Genomic DNA, 14,947 nt, shown 5'->3' with positions numbered 1-14,947 from the left:
CCCCGGGACTAGGGCGCGACCGCGATCCCCTCCAGGCGCCACCCGGCGTCCTCGAGCGCGGCCCGGACCGCCCGGGCGTGGTCGACCGCGCCGGGGGTGTCGCCGTGGACGCACAGCGAGTGGACCGACGGCGCCAGCGCGACCGCCCGGGCCGCGATCGCGGCGCTGTCGTCGAGCACCGCCCCCGGCTCCCCCCGCGGGAGCAGCCGACCGTCGGCACCGGCGCCGCGGTCGGGGAACCCCTCGAGCAGCACCGGGCGGCCGGCGCCGGCGGCCTGGTCGAGCAGCTCGCCGGGCATGCCGAGCACGGGCAGGAAGCCCGACCCCGCGAGGACCGCCGCCGCCTGCTCCTCGTCGTCGAGCACCCGGTGGTAGAGCGCCCCGTGCGGCTTGAGGTAGCGCACGTGCGTGCCCGCGGCCACCGCGACCTCGGACAGGACGCCGACCTGGTGGGCGACCTGCTCGCGCAGGATCTCGTAGGCCACGTCGACGGCCACGCGACCGAAGCCGGCCCGGTCGGCGTAGGACACCTGCGCCCCGACCGACACCCCGAGCTCGGCCGCCTGCTCGCAGACCGCGCGCATGATCGCCACCGACCCGGCGTGGTAGCCGCAGGCCACGTTGGCGCTGGTCACGACCGCGAGCAGCGCCGCGTCGTCGGTGACCTCCTCGCCGAGGTCGGCGTTGAGGTCGAGCGGCCGGTTCACAGCTCCTTGCCGACGAACGTCTCGACCGTCTCGTAGCCCAGCGCGTCGTAGAGGGCCCGGGCGCCGGTGTTGTAGCCGAAGACGTTGAGGCCCAGGGCGTGCGAGCCGTGCTCACGCGCCCACAGCGCGCCCGCGCGCATCAGTCCCCCGCCGTAGCCCCTGCGGCGGTGGGCCTCGTCGACGGCGACGTCATAGACGAACGCCATCGGCCGCTCGGTGCCGATCCACAGCGTGCCGACCGGCTCGCCGTCGACGAGACCGACGAAGAACTCGTGGTGCTCGGTCGCGAGCCCGTCGGGCAGCAGCTCGGCGTGCTGCTCGCGGGAGACCTCCAGCGCCCGCTCGGGGGTCTCCCCCGACCTGGCGCGCGCCTCGGCGTAGGACTCGATCTCGTCGGCCTCCCACACGGCGTACGCCGCCTGGTCCATGGGCTGCAGCACCACGACGTGCTCGGGCGGCAGGTCGTCGGTGAGCGGCAGCCGCATCTGGACCGCCGCGGTCTGCATGCCCGGGTCGTCGGCAAACGCCTCGGTGGCGGGGTCGCCGGGGTAGACCCCCACGGTCAGCCGCCGCGCGCCCTGCTCACGGGCGAGGGCCTCGACCAGCGTTCGTACGGCGGGCGCGTCGTGGGGGTCGTCGAGCACCAGCCGCAGCACCGCCCGGTCGTCGCCCTGCTCGACGAGCCAGACCCGGCCGACGGCGCGCGCGGCGTCGAGGACGTCGAGCACCTGGACGCGCTCGCGGAACCGCTCGACGCCGGCCTCGGCCGCGGCGCGGGCCCGGTCGGGGTCGGCCTGCTCGGCGAGGTGACGACGGACGACGAGGTGCTCGACGAGCTCGTCGAACGGCGGGTGGGGCAGCGGCTGGAGGGTGAGGTCTGGCACGAGGCGACTCTCTCAGACCGACCGGGTGGGACCGCCAGCCGATTTCGTCGCGGCCGGCGGCTACGGTCGTCGCATGTCCGAGCCCAGCGCCGCGTCGCCGGCGGTCCCCCCGACCGCCCCACGCCGACCGGTCACCACCGAGCACCACGGCCGTAGCCGCACCGACGACTTCGACTGGCTGCGTGACAAGGAGTCCCCCGAGGTGCTGGCCCACCTCGAGGCCGAGAACGCCTGGACCGAGCTGCGCACCGCCCACCTGGCCGGGCTGCGCGAGGCGATCTACGGCGAGATCAAGGCCCGCACCCGCGAGACCGACCTGTCGGTGCCGACGCGGGTGCGCGAGCACTGGTACTACGGCCGGTCCTTCGAGGGCCGCGAGTACGGCGCCAGCTGCCGGGTGCCGGTCGCCGGCCCCGACGACTGGACCCCGCCGCGCCCGGCCGAGGACGCGACCCCCGACCAGCCGGCCCTGCCCGGCGAGGAGGTGCTGCTCGACCTCGACGCGCTCGCCGAGGGCCACGACTTCTTCTCGCTCGGCGGCTCCACGGTCACCCCCGACGGCCGGCTGCTGGCCTACGCGGTCGACGTCGTCGGCGACGAGCGCTACACGATCCGCTTCAAGGACCTCGCGACCGGCGACCTGCTGCCCGACGAGATCACCGGCACCCTCGGCGGCGGCACGTGGGACCGCACCGGCGAGCACCTCTACTACACGACCGTCGACGAGACCTGGCGCGCCGACAAGGTCTGGCGCCACCGCCTGGGCACCACCCAGGCCGACGACGAGCTGGTCCTCCACGAGACCGACGGACGGTTCTGGGTGGGCTGCGGCCGCACCCGCAGCGACCGCTACCTGGTCATCGCGTCGGGATCCAAGACCACCAGCGAGTACCACGTGCTCGACGCCGACGCCCCCGAGCTCGGCTTCCGGGTGTTCGCCGCGCGCGAGGAGGGCGTCGAGTACTCCCTCGACCACGCCGTCCTCGGCGGCCAGGACCGCTTCCTGGTCCTGCACAACGCCAGCGGGCCCGACTTCGAGCTGGCCGTCACCCCGGCCGAGCCGACCCCCCGCGCCGGCTGGGTGCCGCTCGTCGCCCACGACCCGGCCACCCGGCTCGAGGACGTCGACGCGTTCGCGGGCCACCTGGTCGTCCACCAGCGCAGCAACGGGCTGACCCAGCTGCGCATCCTCGAGCTCGACGACACCGCACCCACCGGGGTCGGCGACGACTACCTCGTCGAGTTCGACGAGGAGGTCTACACCGTCGGGTCGGGCGCCAACCCGCGCTTCGACCAACCCACCGTGCGCCTGGGCTACGTCACGATGTCGGTGCCGTCGTCGGTCTACGACTACGACGTGCGCACCCGCACGCTGACCCTGCTCAAGCAGGCCCCGGTCCTCGGCGGCTACGACCGCGACGACTACGAGGAGCACCGGCTCTGGGCGGCCTCGGCCGACGGCGAGCCGGTGCCGATCTCGCTGGTCTGCCGCCGCGACGCCCGCGCCTCGGGCGGGCCGGTGCCGCTGCACCTCTACGCCTACGGCGCCTACGAGATGTCGACCGACCCGGCCTTCTCCATCGCCCGACTCTCGTTGCTCGACCGGGGCGCGGCCTTCGCCATCGCCCACGTGCGCGGCGGCGGCGAGATGGGCCGGCGCTGGTACGACCACGGCAAGCTCCAGCACAAGCAGCACACCTTCGACGACTTCATCGCCTGCGCGCGCCACCTCGTCGACGTCGGCTGGACCACCGCCGACCGGCTGGTCGGCGAGGGCGGCAGCGCCGGCGGCCTGCTCATCGGTGCCGTGGCCAACCAGGCGCCCGACGCGTTCGCCGGGCTGGTCGCCCAGGTGCCGTTCGTCGACCCGCTGACCTCGATGCTCGACGCGAGCCTGCCCCTGACCGTCACCGAGTACGACGAGTGGGGCAACCCCGAGGCCGACGCGGCGGCCTACGACACGATCGCGGCCTACTCGCCGTACGACAACGTCGGCGCCCACCACTACCCGCGGATCCTGGCCGAGACCTCGTTGCACGACACCCGGGTGCTCTACGTCGAGCCCGCCAAGTGGATCGCCCGGCTGCGGGCCGAGGCCGGCGAGGTCGACGCGCTGCTCAAGATCGAGATGACCGCCGGCCACGGCGGGGTCTCGGGGCGCTACCAGGCGTGGAAGGACCGCGCGTTCACCCTGGCGTGGGTCCTCGACGTGATGGGCCTGGCCTGAGGATTCCCGGCTGGTGAGGCGCAGGCCCTGAGAAGTCCCTGAGATCTGGGCGCCACGGCAACTCTGGCGCCATCCGAAGCGTCGTTGCTGTCGAAGGCCTGGCACGAGATGCCTTCCGGGTGATGTGGGAATCCCCCTCGTCGCACGAACGTTGGCACAGACGTGGCCGCAAGGTCGGCTGCACGACCGAAGGAGGGTCCCCATGGCAACCAGGACCGCAACGCGCGAGATCGAGGGACGCGACAGCGTCGGCCTCTACCTCGACGAGATCGCCCGCAACCCCCTGCTCGACGCGGCCATGGAGGTCGAGCTCTCCAAGACCATCGAGGCCGGCCTGATGGCCGAGGCCCTGCTCGCCGAGGGACGCGTCGGCCGCAAGAAGGGCGGCGCCCCGATGCGGGCCACCGAGGAGGAGCTCGAGTGGCTCGCCGAGGAGGGTCGCAAAGCCGTCGACACCTTCATCACCGCCAACCTGCGCCTGGTCGTCTCGATCGCGCGCAAGTACGGCCGGGCCCAGATGCCGATGCTCGACCTGATCCAGGAGGGCAACACCGGCCTGATCCGTGCGGTCGAGAAGTTCGACTACACCAAGGGCTACAAGTTCTCGACCTACGCCACCTGGTGGGTGCGCCAGGCCATCACCCGCGGCATCGCCCAGCAGGCCCGCGTGGTGCGGCTGCCCGTCCACGTCGTCGAGGAGCTCAACCAGGTCGGCGGTGCCCGCCGGACCCTCGAGCGCCAGCTGGGCCGTGACCCCGACCCGGCCGAGATCGCCGCCGAGCTCGGCATGGAGGTCGACCGCGTGCTCGACCTGATGGCGTGGGGCCGTGAGCACGTCAGCCTCGACACCCCCGTCGACGAGGACGGTGACACCTCGCTGGGCGACCTGATGGCCCAGGAGACCTCCCCGTCGCCCGACCTGTCGGTGCTCGACACCGAGTCGCGCGACCGGCTCAACAAGCTGGTCGGGTCGCTCGACGAGCGCGCCGCCGACATCATCCGCTCGCGGTACGGCCTGGTCGACGGTCGTCAGCACAAGCTCGCCGACATCGGCGCCAAGCACGGCATCTCCGCCGAGCGGGTCCGCCAGCTCGAGCGCGAGGCCCTGCAGAAGCTGCGCCGCCTCGGCGACCCCGACCTGGCGGCCTGACGCCCAGCATCCCAGAGCCCGAGAGCCCCGCCGGACCACCACGGCGGGGCTCTCGTGCGTCGTGGGGCCGCGCGACGTCCTGGCAGGCTTGTCCCCGTGGAGATCGCGTCCGACGAGCTGACCAGCAGCGAGATCGTGGCGTTCCTTGAGGCCCACGTCGCCCAGCTCCGCTCGCTGTCCCCGCCCGAGTCGACCCACGCGCTCGACCTCGCAGGGCTGCGGGCCCCGGGGGTGTCGTTCTGGTCGGCGTACGACGCGGGCGAGCTGGTGGGGTGCGCGGCGCTGAAGGCGCTCACCGACGACCACGCCGAGCTCAAGTCGATGCGGACCGCGCCGCACCGCGTCGGCGAGGGCATCGGCGCCGGCCTCGTCACGTTCGTGCTCGAGCGCGCGCGTGAGCGCGGGTTCTCGCGGGTCAGCCTCGAGACCGGCAGCGAGGAGTTCTTCGCGCCTGCGCGTCGCCTCTACGCCCGCCACGGGTTCGTGGAGTGCCCGCCGTTCGGCGACTACCGTCCGGACCCGCTGAGCACCTTCATGACGCGGGCGCTGTGACCTCTCCGGCGAGGCCGAGCTCGTCCTCGACGTAGGTGGGGCGCGCCAGCGCCAGGCCGCACCACACCAACGGGACGACCAGGGCGGTGAGGGCCACGAGCGGGACCGTCCAGCCGTCGGTGAGGTCGTGCAGCACCCCGAAGCCGAACGGGCCCACGGCCGCGAACAGGTAGCCCACCGACTGGGTGAACGCCGACAGCGACGCCGTGCCCTCAGGCGTGCGCGAGCGCAGGCCGATGAGGACCAGGACGAGCGGGAAGGTGCAGGTGCCGGCCCCGATGAAGACGGCCCACAGCACGGCGAGCTCGCGCGGTGCGAGCGCGAGGCCGAGGTAGCCCACCGGGTAGCAGGCAGCGAGGGCGAGGACGAGGGGGGTCAGGTCGCGCATCCGGCCGGCCAGCGTCGGCACCACGAACGACAGCGGGACGGCGGTGCCCGTGATGACGCCGAGCAGCAGGCCGGCCGTTCCGGCCGAGAAGCCGGCGTCGCGGTAGATCGCGGCGAACCATCCGAACACGGCGTAGGCCTGCAGCGACTGCAGCGCGAAGAACGCCGCCATGAACCGCCCGGTGCGCGTGCGGGCGATCGCCGAGAGCGGGATCCGGTCGGCGGCCACGGGCCGCTCGCGGCCCCGGTCGCGACCCAGGAGCGCCAGCCACGGCACGAGCGCGACCGCAGCCAGCAGGGCCCACGCCGCCAGTCCGGTGCGCCAGCCGTCGGGCCCCCCGCCGGCCTCGCTGATCGGCACGGTCAGCACCGACGACCCGGTGATGCCGAGCGCCAGTGCGGTCGAGTAGACCGCGGTCACGGTGCCGACGCGGTCGGGGAAGTGCTGCTTGACCAGCGCAGGCAGCACGACGTTGGCGGTCGCCATACCGCCGAGCGCGACCAGCGACAGCAGCAGGAAGGCGACGACGCCGTCGGCCCGGCTGCGGGCCGCGAGACCGACGGTGACCGCGACGAGGGCCAGCGCGGTCACCCGGTGCGGGCCGACGAGGCCCGCGAGCCGGGAGCCCAGCGACCCGACGACCGCGAACGCGACGACCGGCAGGGCGGTGAGGATGCCGGCCTCGGTGCCCGACATGTCGAGCCCGGCGCGGACCTCGTCGAGCACCGGCCCGATGCTGACGGCGGCCGGTCGCAGGTTGAGGGCCAGGACGACGATCCCGACCAGGACGAGGACCCGGCCGCCGGCGCGGCTCACGTGGTGAGCTCGGCGAAGACCTGCTCGACCCGCGCGCGCAGCTCGTCGCGGGTGCCTGCGTTGTCGATGACGTGGGTGGCGATGGCCAGGCGCTGCTCGCGGGTGGCCTGCGAGGCGATCCGGGACTCGGCGTCCTCGCGGGTCCAGCCGCGGTCGCGGAGCATCCGCTCGATGCGCACCTCGTCGGGGACGTCGACGACCAGCACCGCGTCGAACCCGTCGGCGCGACCGGTCTCGGCGAGCAGCGGGATGTCGTGGACCACCAGGTCGTCGGGCCCGGTGGCGGCCTCGAGGGCGGCGTACCGCTCGAAGACGAGGGGGTGCACGATCGACTCGAGGACCTGGCGACGCTCGGCGTCGTTGAAGACGATCGCCCCCAGGCGGGGCCGGTCGAGGTCGCCGTCGGGGGTCAGGATGTCGCGACCGAAGGCCTCGACGACCTGGTCGAGCCCCGGGGTGCCCTTCTCGACGACCTCGCGGGCGAGCACGTCACCGTCGATGATCGTCGCGCCGAGCTCGCGCAGGATCTCGGCCACGGTGCTCTTGCCCGAGGCCACACCACCGGTCAGTCCCACTCTCACGTCAGGAGCCTACTGACGCCCTCAGTCACCGCCACCGCCACCGTCTCCCCCGCCGGAGTCGCCACCGCCGCTGTCGCCGCCCCAGCCGCTGTCGGACGAGCCGGCGTCGTGGTCGTGCCCGTGGTCGTGCCCGTGGTCGTGCCCGTCGTACCCGGCGAACCCGGAGGTCCCGGCCCAGGCGTCGTCGGAGGACGGACGTCGGCCACGTCCGCGAGAGGTCCCGCCGGTCACGACGCCGACCACGACCAGGACGAAGCACAGAGCGATGAAGCCGAGGACGAGCACGGTGAGGACGTCGGTCATGGGTGACCCCTTCCCTGCCGGGCCGGCCTGACACCTGGGCGACCCCGACCAGGTGGTGGCCGCAGCGCCCCTACCTGCCGCTGGTGACCGGGCGGCCCGGCACCGGCGTGCCGAGAGCGGTCTCGGCGGTCGCCCGGCAGACCTCGTCCCACGGCGTGGGGGCCAGGCCGAGCTCGCGCTCGGAGGCCGACGAGTCGAGCACGTAGGGGCGCTGGAACTGGTAGACGGTCTCGCGCATCTCCCTCAGGAAGGGCATGACGACGCCGCCGAGGGTCAGCATCGCCGACGGCCAGGTGCCCACCGCGACGGGCTCGCGGCCGGCGGCGCGGCACACGTCGGCGACGGTCTCGGCCTGGGTGCGGGCGGGGTTGGTCGGCGCGTGCCAGACGCGGCCGTGGGTGTCGGGACGCGCGGCGACCGCCACGAGGGTGCGCGCCATGTCACGCACGTCGGTGAACGAGTGCGGCAGGTCGGCGGACCCGAAGACGCGCACCCTCGAGCCCTTGAGGGCCCTGGGTGCGACGACCGGCACGTGCGCGTTGGTGACCTCGGGCCCCAGGTAGTCCGACCCACGGACCTCGACGGCCCGCAGGGTCCCGGCCTCGTGGGCGGCACGGGCCTCGGCCCACATGGTCGCGCGCAGGCGGCCCTTGGTGCCCTGGGCCGCGTCGACCTGTCCCTCGACCATCGGGGCGTCGGTCGGCCCGTAGGCGTAGAGGCACGACGCCGTCGCCAGCACAGCGCCGGTGCGCTCGGCCGTGACGAGGAAGGCCTGCGCCACCGGCGGCCACCAGGTCGGCCACACGTCGTACGACGGCGGGTTGACGCAGTTGTAGAGCGCGTCGGCGCCCTGCGTGAGCGACACCAGCGCCTCGACGTCGGTGACGTCGACACCCACGCGTCGTACGCCGTCGATCGGCTCGCCGCCGCCCGACCGGTTGACCAGGACCACCTCGTCGTGTCCCCGGGCCACCAGCTCTCGCGCCGTCGCCGTCCCCACCGGACCGGACCCGACCACCACGTGCTTGCTCATCGTTGCTCCTCAGGATTGGGAGAGCAGTGCTCTCGTTTCTCCGAGGATGACACGCGTCTGCGAAAAGAACAAGAGCAGTGCTCTCGTTTGTTGCCGGCGCTCTCGCCGCGGGGCAGGATGGGGACATGCCCACCGCACCGAGCACCGCCCGCGCGACGGCGCGTGCCGAGCTGACCCGCGCGATCCTCGACAACGCCTCGACCCAGCTGGCCGAGGTCGGCCCCGCCGCCCTGTCGGTCCGAGCGATCGCGCGCGACCTCGGCATGGCGTCCTCGGCCGTCTACCGCTACTTCCCGAGCCGTGACGCCCTGCTGACCGCACTGCTCGTGGAGGCCTACGACGACCTCGGTGCCGCCGTCGAGGCCGCCGACGCCGGCGTCCGGCGCGGCGACCTGCGGGGCCGCCTGCGGGCGATCGCCCGCGCCCTGCGGTCCTGGGCGATCGCCCACCCGCACCAGTACGCCCTGGCCTACGGCTCCCCCGTGCCCGGCTACGCCGCACCCCAGGACACCGTCGGGCCGGCCCGGCGCGTGCCGCTGGTGCTGATCTCGCTGCTCGGCGACGCCCAGCAGTCCGGCCGCCGGCCCCGCGGCCCCGACCGGGTGCCGGCCGCCGAGAAGGCCGCCCTGGCCCCCGTGCTGGCCTTCGTCGACCCGCCGCTGAGCCCGGCGTACGGCGTGCGCGGGCTGGGGGTCTGGTCGGCGCTGTTCGGGCACGTGTCGCTCGAGCTCTTCGGCCACATGCACCGCGGCGTGCTCGACCCCGAGGCCCACTTCGCCGCCGTGGTCGACCAGCACGCGGTCGACCTCGGCCTGACGTGAGCCCCACCCACCCGGACGAGCTCGTCGAGGGCGACCGGGTGGCCCTGCTGGTGCCGCCGTCGACCGCCTATCTCGACGCGGTGCTCTCGCTGCTCGCGCGCGGCGTCGTGCCGATCCCGCTCGACCCGCGACTGACCGCCGCCGAGCGCGAGCGCATCCTGACCCCGCTAGCACCGCGGGTCGTCGTGACCGACGGCGCCGGACTGGCCGAGGTCACCACCGCCGACCGCGGCACCCCGCGGGCCCGGCCGATGCACTGCACCAGCGGCACGACCGGCACCCCCAAGGGCGTGTGGAGCGGGCTGCTGGAGCCCGCCGACGCCGAGGCGCTGGTGGCCGAGGAACGCGACCTGTGGGGGTTCGCGGCCGACGACGTCAACCTCGTGCTCAGCCCGCTCTACCACTCCGCGCCGTTGCGCTTCGCGATGGGCACGGCGCTCGCGGGCGGGCGCGTGGTGCTGCCCGGCCCGTTCGACCCGGCAGGCGTCACCGCGGCGATCGAGCGCGAGCACCCCACCACGATGTTCTGCGTGCCGACCCACCTGCAGCGGCTCTTCGCCCACTGGGACGACGTCGGCGTGCCCGACCTGTCGTCGTTCCGCCTGGTCGCGCACGCGGGCGCCCCCTGCCCCACCGAGGTCAAGCGGCGCCTCATCGCGCTGTTCCCGGCCGGCTCGACGTGGGAGTTCTACGGCTCCACCGAGGGCCAGTTCACCGCCTGCCGCAGCGAGGAGTGGCTGGGGCGGCCGGGCACCGTCGGGCGGGCGAGACCGGGGCGCACGCTGTCGGTCGACGACGACGGCACGATCTGGTGCTCGGTGCCGCCGCACGCGCGCTTCGAGTACTTCCGCGACCCCGCCAAGACCGCCGCCGCCTGGCGCGGCGACCGGTTCACCGTCGGCGACCTCGGCCGGCTCGACGCCGACGGCTACCTCTACCTCGACGGTCGGCGTGAGGACCTGGTGATCAGCGGCGGCGTCAACGTCTACCCGCTCGAGGTCGAGCAGGTGCTCGGCGAGCACCCCGGGGTCGAGGACGTCGCCGTCTACGGCGTCGACGACCCCGAGTGGGGCCAGCGCGTCTGCGCGGCCGTGGTGGGCACGGCGACGGCCGACGAGCTGGCGGCGTACGCGCGCGAGCGGCTCGCACCGCCCAAGCGCCCCAAGACGTGGGTGCTGCTCGACGAGCTGCCCCGCACCCTCACCGGGAAGGTCCTCCGGCCGCAGCTGCGACGAAGGGGCAGGTCCGAGCCCGGAGGAGATTGAGCGGGCCCCAGCGGACTAACGGACCCGGACGCAGCGCGACCCGCCCGCCACCCCGGCACCGGCCACGTTGCTGGCCACGAGCCGCACGCGGACGACGTCGGCCCACGTCTGCAGCACCACGCGCGGGCGGGTCACCGCACCACCGCGAGTGGCGTAACGCGCGCCCGCGGCCTCGCGCGCGGCGCAGGAGCGCACCCTGGCGACCTGCAGGCGGTACGACGTCGCACCGGCCACCGCGGCTCCGACGACCTCGACCCGGTCGCGCCGCGGGGAGGTGGCACTGGTCAGCCGGACGGGCCCCGGGCGCGGCGGCAGCGGCCGCAGGCGTACCTCAGGCGACCAGTCGCCGGCCGCCCAGCCCTTGAGCGACCGCACCCGCGCGCCGTAGGTGTGCCCGTCGACCAGCCCCGTGACCTCGCGCGCGGTCGTCCCGCCCTCGGGCGGCACCACGACCCACGGGCCGCCGGTGGTGACGTCGCGCAGCTGGGCCTCGTCGTCGGTGGCGCCCGGCACCCGGGTCCACGCGATCCGGACCGCCCCGTCACCGGCCGCGCTCGCGACCGAGGGTGCCCCGGGGCCGGGGGCGGGCTCCGGCAGCGGTCGGGGGTATGGCTCGGCCAGCCCGAGGCCGGCCAGGGCGTCGGCGAAGGCCGCGGCGATGCGCACCTCGCCACGGGCGTTGGGGTGCGCGGGGTCCCAGGTGTCGACGCGTTGCTCGAACCCGACGTCGGTCGCCGCGACGGCGACCCGGGACCCGGTGGTGTCGAGCTCGGTCGCGAGCGCGTCGATGTCTGCGTTGAGCTCGGGCACCTGGTCGAACCAGGTCTGGGTCAGGTGACCCAGGACGACGTCGACCGCGGGGTCGACCGAACGGGCGTCGGCGACGAAGGTGCGCAGGTCGTCGGTCACGCGGGCGGCGGTGTGGTTCAAGAAGTTGAGGTCGTTGACCCCGAGCATCTCGACGACCACGTCGGGGCGGTAGTCCTCGACCAGCTTTGCGACCGGCCAGTCGTCGCCCATGAACGCCAGGGTCATTCCCCAGCGCGAGGCGTGGTCACGGTCGAAGGCCGGGTCGGCGTACGCCGTCGAGCCCTGGACGTCGGCCACGTTGTCGTAGAGGTCGTCGCGCGGGCCGACGAGGTCGACGGCCCGGCCGTCGGCGGTGAGGTGCTGCGATAGCCGGTAGCGCCAGGTCCAGTCGCCGGCCGACCCCTGGGTGACCGAGTCGCCGACCACCAGCACCCGCAGCGGTGCGTCCGCCCCGGCCGTGGGCGGCGTGGCCGGGCTCGCACCGGCGCCCACCACCGGCAGGCCGAGGAGGGCCAGGACGGTCGCGAGCACCACCAGCAGACGTGCGGCCCGAGTCACCGCCTCAGCCTAGGAACCTCGGCGACGCCGCGCAGCCGAACACCCCGGCTCAGCACGCGAACTGGCGGCGGTAGGCCTGCGGGCTGACCCCGCGCACCCGGGTGAAGTGCAGACGCAGCGTCGCTGCGTTGCCGAAGCCGACCGCGGCGGCGATCTGGTCGACGGTGTGGTCGGTGCGCTCGAGCATCTCCTCGGCCAGGGCGAGCCGCTGCGCGGTGACCCACGAGTGCGGGGTCGTGCCGGTCTCGTCGCGGAAGCGTCGGGCGAAGGTGCGCGGCGACATGTGGGCCTGTCGTGCGAGGGTCTCGACGTCGAGGTTCTCGGCGAGGTTCTCCGACGCCCAGGTCAGCACGGCCCCGAGGGTCTCGGCCTGCACGTCGACGACCTGGCGGGCGATGAACTGGGCCTGCCCCCCGTCGCGGTGGGGCGGCACGACGATGCGGCGTGCGGTCGTGGCGGCCACCCGGGCCCCGAAGGTCTGGCGCATCAGGTGCAGGGAGGCATCCAGGCCGGCGGCCGAGCCCGCGCCGGTCAGGACGGTGCCGTCGTGGCAGTAGAGCACGTCGGGGCGCACCCGGGCGCGGGGGTAGCGCGCGGCGAGCAGGTCGGTGAAGCGCCAGTGGGTGGTGCACTCGCGCCCGTCGAGCAGGCCGGCCTCGCCGAGGGTGAAGGCGGCGCTGCAGGCGGCGTAGATGATCGCCCCCCGCTCGTGGGCCGCGCGCACCGCGTCGAGCACCGAGGCGTCGAAGTCGAGCAGGTCGTAGCGCGGGGCGATGCACACCAGGTCGGCGTCCTGGGTCGCCTCCAGGCCGCGGTCGACGACCAGGTCGTAGTCGGAGCGGCCCCGGACCCGCCCGGGCCGCGGGGTGCAGATCCGGAAGTCGAAGACCGGGTTGTCGTCCTCGGGGTGGTAGGCCTCGCCCCACACCTCGACCAGCGCCCCGAGCCCGAACGGCTCCGCCCCGTCCTGCACCACCACCGCGACTGTCTGCACGCGCCGACCCTAGCCCGAATCTGGCAGGAAATCGACTACCAACGTCATGTCTGCCACTCGTGGCAGGATCGCCACAGGCGCACGATGACAGACATGACCTTGCTGATGATCCTCACCCTCGTCGCGGTGGTGGCCGTCGCCGCCACCGTGCACTCGCTGCGCCACGACGGGCCCCGCCGCCCGCCCCGCTCGCACGACGTCGACCCCGACTTCGTGGCCCCCAGCGCCCGCCTCACGTCCTGAACGCCGGCGCACCCCCACCACCCTCAGGCCGCACACACGCCGAAGGCCCGGCCCCTCACGGGGGCCGGGCCTTCGGTACGTCTCAGGTGGTGCTGGGCGCTACCGGGGAGTCAGGCGATCAGGCCTGGCCACCGGTGAGCTTCTCGCGCAGCGCCTGCAGCGCCTCGTCGGAGGCGAGCGAACCGCCGTCGCCCTCACCCTCGGCGACGTCGCCACCGGAGGAGTACGACGTGGCCTCGCCGGCCTCGGCGTCGGCCGCCTTGGCCTCGGCCTGCTGCTTGACGTGGGCCTCCCAGCGAGCGTGCGCCTTGGCGTACTGCTCCTCCCAGACGGCGCGCTGGTCGTCGAAGCCCTCGAGCCACTCGCCGGTCTCGGAGTCGAAGCCCTCCGGGTAGACGTAGTTGCCCTGCTCGTCGTAGGTCGCCGCCATGCCGTAGAGCGTGGGGTCGAACTCCTCGACGTCGGCCGCGGTCGCGGTCTCGTTGGCCTGCTTGAGCGACAGCGAGATCCGACGACGCTCGAGGTCGATGTCGATGATCTTGACCATCACGTCGTCGTTGACCTGGACGACCTGCTCGGGGATCTCCACGTGGCGCTCGGCCAGCTCGGAGATGTGCACCAGGCCCTCGATGCCCTCCTCGACGCGGACGAACGAACCGAAGGGCACCAGCTTGGTGACCTTGCCCGGCACGATCTGACCGATCTGGTGGGTCCGGGCGAAGTGCTGCCACGGGTCTTCCTGGGTCGCCTTGAGCGACAGCGAGACGCGCTCGCGGTCCATGTCGACGTCGAGCACCTCGACGGTGACCTCGTCGCCGACGGTGACGACCTCGGACGGGTGGTCGATGTGCTTCCAGGACAGCTCGGAGACGTGGACGAGACCGTCGACGCCGCCGAGGTCGACGAACGCACCGAAGTTGACGATCGAGGACACGACACCCTTGCGGATCTGGCCCTTCTGCAGCTGGGTGAGGAAGCCGTGGCGGACCTCGGACTGGGTCTGCTCGAGCCACGCACGGCGCGACAGGACCACGTTGTTGCGGTTCTTGTCGAGCTCGATGATCTTGGCCTCGAGGACCTGGCCCACGTAGGGCTGCAGGTCGCGCACGCGGCGCATCTCGACCAGCGAGGCGGGCAGGAAGCCGCGCAGGCCGATGTCGATGATGAGGCCGCCCTTGACGACCTCGATGACGGTGCCCTCGACGACGCCGTCCTCCTCCTTGACCTGCTCGATGGTGCCCCAGGCGCGCTCGTACTGGGCGCGCTTCTTGGACAGGATCAGGCGGCCTTCCTTGTCCTCCTTCTGGAGGACCAGGGCCTCGACCTGGTCGCCGACCGAGACGACCTCGGACGGGTCGACGTCGTGCTTGATCGAGAGCTCGCGCGAGGGGATGACGCCCTCGGTCTTGTAGCCGATGTCGAGCAGCACCTCGTCGCGGTCGACCTTGACGATGGTGCCCTCGACGATGTCGCCATCGTTGAAGTACTTGATCGTCAGGTCGATGGCGGCCAGGAAGTCCGCCTCGGACCCGATGTCGTTGATCGCCACCTGGGGCGCGTCGTAGTCCGGAAGAGCAGCAAATGTGGTCAAGAGAATGGATTCCTCGAAGGTGGA

15 protein-coding genes are annotated in these 14,947 nt (G+C 73.5%); 6 read left to right on the top strand and 9 right to left on the bottom strand.

The genetic code is table 11. The features are described from left to right. Positions 1–8 precede the first annotated feature (8 nt). Together FZC61_RS13835 and FZC61_RS13830 are read right to left on the bottom strand one after the other, a co-directional pair. Positions 9–707: a 5-oxoprolinase subunit PxpA gene (locus FZC61_RS13835; RefSeq protein WP_148614760.1), complete on the bottom strand. Its 699-nt coding sequence runs from the start codon at positions 705–707 to the stop codon at positions 9–11. After that, positions 704–1,591 carry a GNAT family N-acetyltransferase gene (locus FZC61_RS13830; RefSeq protein ID WP_148614759.1) on the bottom strand — a complete coding sequence of 296 codons (888 nt, stop codon included), beginning with the start codon at positions 1,589–1,591 and terminating at the stop codon, positions 704–706. The genes FZC61_RS13835 and FZC61_RS13830 overlap by 4 nt, the downstream gene beginning before the upstream one ends. A 73-nt stretch (positions 1,592–1,664) precedes the next feature. On the opposite strand from FZC61_RS13830, the gene FZC61_RS13825 reads away from it, so the two are divergent. The 3 genes from FZC61_RS13825 to FZC61_RS13815 all read left to right on the top strand — a co-directional run bounded on the left by FZC61_RS13825 (position 1,665) and on the right by FZC61_RS13815 (position 5,520). After that, the gene (locus tag FZC61_RS13825) at positions 1,665–3,818 is read left to right on the top strand and encodes a S9 family peptidase (protein ID WP_148614758.1); all 2,154 of its coding nucleotides are present in this window, start codon (positions 1,665–1,667) and stop codon (positions 3,816–3,818) included. Positions 3,819–4,020: 202 nt separating this feature from the next. Next, complete coding sequence (locus FZC61_RS13820) at positions 4,021–4,968, top strand: sigma-70 family RNA polymerase sigma factor (protein ID WP_148614757.1); 948 nt, start codon at positions 4,021–4,023, stop codon at positions 4,966–4,968. A 96-nt stretch (positions 4,969–5,064) separates the two neighbouring features. After that, positions 5,065–5,520, top strand: a complete 456-nt coding sequence (locus FZC61_RS13815; protein WP_148614756.1) for a GNAT family N-acetyltransferase — start codon at positions 5,065–5,067, stop codon at positions 5,518–5,520. Here FZC61_RS13815 and FZC61_RS13810 read toward each other — a convergent pair. From FZC61_RS13810 to FZC61_RS13795, 4 genes are all read right to left on the bottom strand, one after another. Continuing rightward, positions 5,501–6,724: an MFS transporter gene (locus FZC61_RS13810; RefSeq protein ID WP_246142689.1), complete on the bottom strand. Its 1,224-nt coding sequence runs from the start codon at positions 6,722–6,724 to the stop codon at positions 5,501–5,503. The genes FZC61_RS13815 and FZC61_RS13810 overlap by 20 nt on opposite strands. After that, positions 6,721–7,305, bottom strand: a complete 585-nt coding sequence (coaE, locus tag FZC61_RS13805; protein WP_148614755.1) for a dephospho-CoA kinase — start codon at positions 7,303–7,305, stop codon at positions 6,721–6,723. Before coaE ends, FZC61_RS13810 begins: the two co-directional genes overlap by 4 nt. 21 nt (positions 7,306–7,326) lie before the next feature. Further along, positions 7,327–7,608: a hypothetical protein gene (locus tag FZC61_RS23440; protein WP_148614754.1), complete on the bottom strand. Its 282-nt coding sequence runs from the start codon at positions 7,606–7,608 to the stop codon at positions 7,327–7,329. A gap of 70 nt (positions 7,609–7,678) precedes the next feature. Continuing rightward, the gene (locus FZC61_RS13795) at positions 7,679–8,641 is read right to left on the bottom strand and encodes an NAD-dependent epimerase/dehydratase family protein (RefSeq protein WP_148614753.1); all 963 of its coding nucleotides are present in this window, start codon (positions 8,639–8,641) and stop codon (positions 7,679–7,681) included. Between the two features lie 125 nt (positions 8,642–8,766). Between FZC61_RS13795 and FZC61_RS13790 the strand changes: the two genes are divergently transcribed. Next, the gene (locus FZC61_RS13790; protein WP_148614752.1) at positions 8,767–9,462 is read left to right on the top strand and encodes a TetR/AcrR family transcriptional regulator; all 696 of its coding nucleotides are present in this window, start codon (positions 8,767–8,769) and stop codon (positions 9,460–9,462) included. Beyond that, positions 9,459–10,727: a class I adenylate-forming enzyme family protein gene (locus FZC61_RS13785; protein ID WP_148614751.1), complete on the top strand. Its 1,269-nt coding sequence runs from the start codon at positions 9,459–9,461 to the stop codon at positions 10,725–10,727. Before FZC61_RS13790 ends, FZC61_RS13785 begins: the two co-directional genes overlap by 4 nt. A 15-nt stretch (positions 10,728–10,742) precedes the next feature. Here the strand turns inward: FZC61_RS13785 and FZC61_RS13780 are convergent, their stop codons facing one another. Next, positions 10,743–12,095 (bottom strand): GDSL-type esterase/lipase family protein, encoded by a 1,353-nt coding sequence (locus tag FZC61_RS13780; protein WP_148614750.1) that lies wholly within the window; start codon positions 12,093–12,095, stop codon positions 10,743–10,745. A 49-nt stretch (positions 12,096–12,144) separates the two neighbouring features. After that, a complete protein-coding gene (locus FZC61_RS13775; RefSeq protein ID WP_148614749.1) occupies positions 12,145–13,089 on the bottom strand; it encodes a GlxA family transcriptional regulator in 945 nt (314 codons plus the stop codon). 93 nt (positions 13,090–13,182) lie between these two features. On the opposite strand from FZC61_RS13775, the gene FZC61_RS23120 reads away from it, so the two are divergent. Further along, on the top strand, positions 13,183–13,332 hold the full coding sequence (locus FZC61_RS23120; protein ID WP_170286111.1) for a hypothetical protein: 150 nt from the start codon (positions 13,183–13,185) through the stop codon (positions 13,330–13,332). A gap of 118 nt (positions 13,333–13,450) precedes the next feature. Here FZC61_RS23120 and rpsA read toward each other — a convergent pair whose 3' ends face one another. Next, positions 13,451–14,929, bottom strand: a complete 1,479-nt coding sequence (gene rpsA / locus FZC61_RS13770; RefSeq protein WP_148614748.1) for a 30S ribosomal protein S1 — start codon at positions 14,927–14,929, stop codon at positions 13,451–13,453. Positions 14,930–14,947: the final 18 nt, after the last annotated feature.

This window comes from Nocardioides rubriscoriae, assembly GCF_008087085.1.
In the GTDB taxonomy this organism is placed as follows: Bacteria; Actinomycetota; Actinomycetes; order Propionibacteriales; family Nocardioidaceae; genus Nocardioides; species Nocardioides rubriscoriae.
Note: the sequence above shows the minus strand (reverse complement) of the source record. Positions and strands in the feature narration are given on the sequence as shown.

Excerpts from the sequence above, each read along its gene's own strand:
- FZC61_RS13825 (WP_148614758.1), top strand. The coding sequence starts at position 1,665 with ATGTCCGAGCCCAGCGCCGCGTCGCCGGCGGTCCCCCCGACCGCCCCA.
- FZC61_RS13820 (WP_148614757.1), top strand. The coding sequence starts at position 4,021 with ATGGCAACCAGGACCGCAACGCGCGAGATCGAGGGACGCGACAGCGTC.
- FZC61_RS23440 (WP_148614754.1), bottom strand. The coding sequence starts at position 7,608 with ATGACCGACGTCCTCACCGTGCTCGTCCTCGGCTTCATCGCTCTGTGC.
- FZC61_RS13795 (WP_148614753.1), bottom strand. The coding sequence starts at position 8,641 with ATGAGCAAGCACGTGGTGGTCGGGTCCGGTCCGGTGGGGACGGCGACG.
- FZC61_RS13790 (WP_148614752.1), top strand. The coding sequence starts at position 8,767 with ATGCCCACCGCACCGAGCACCGCCCGCGCGACGGCGCGTGCCGAGCTG.
- FZC61_RS23120 (WP_170286111.1), top strand. The coding sequence starts at position 13,183 with ATGACCTTGCTGATGATCCTCACCCTCGTCGCGGTGGTGGCCGTCGCC.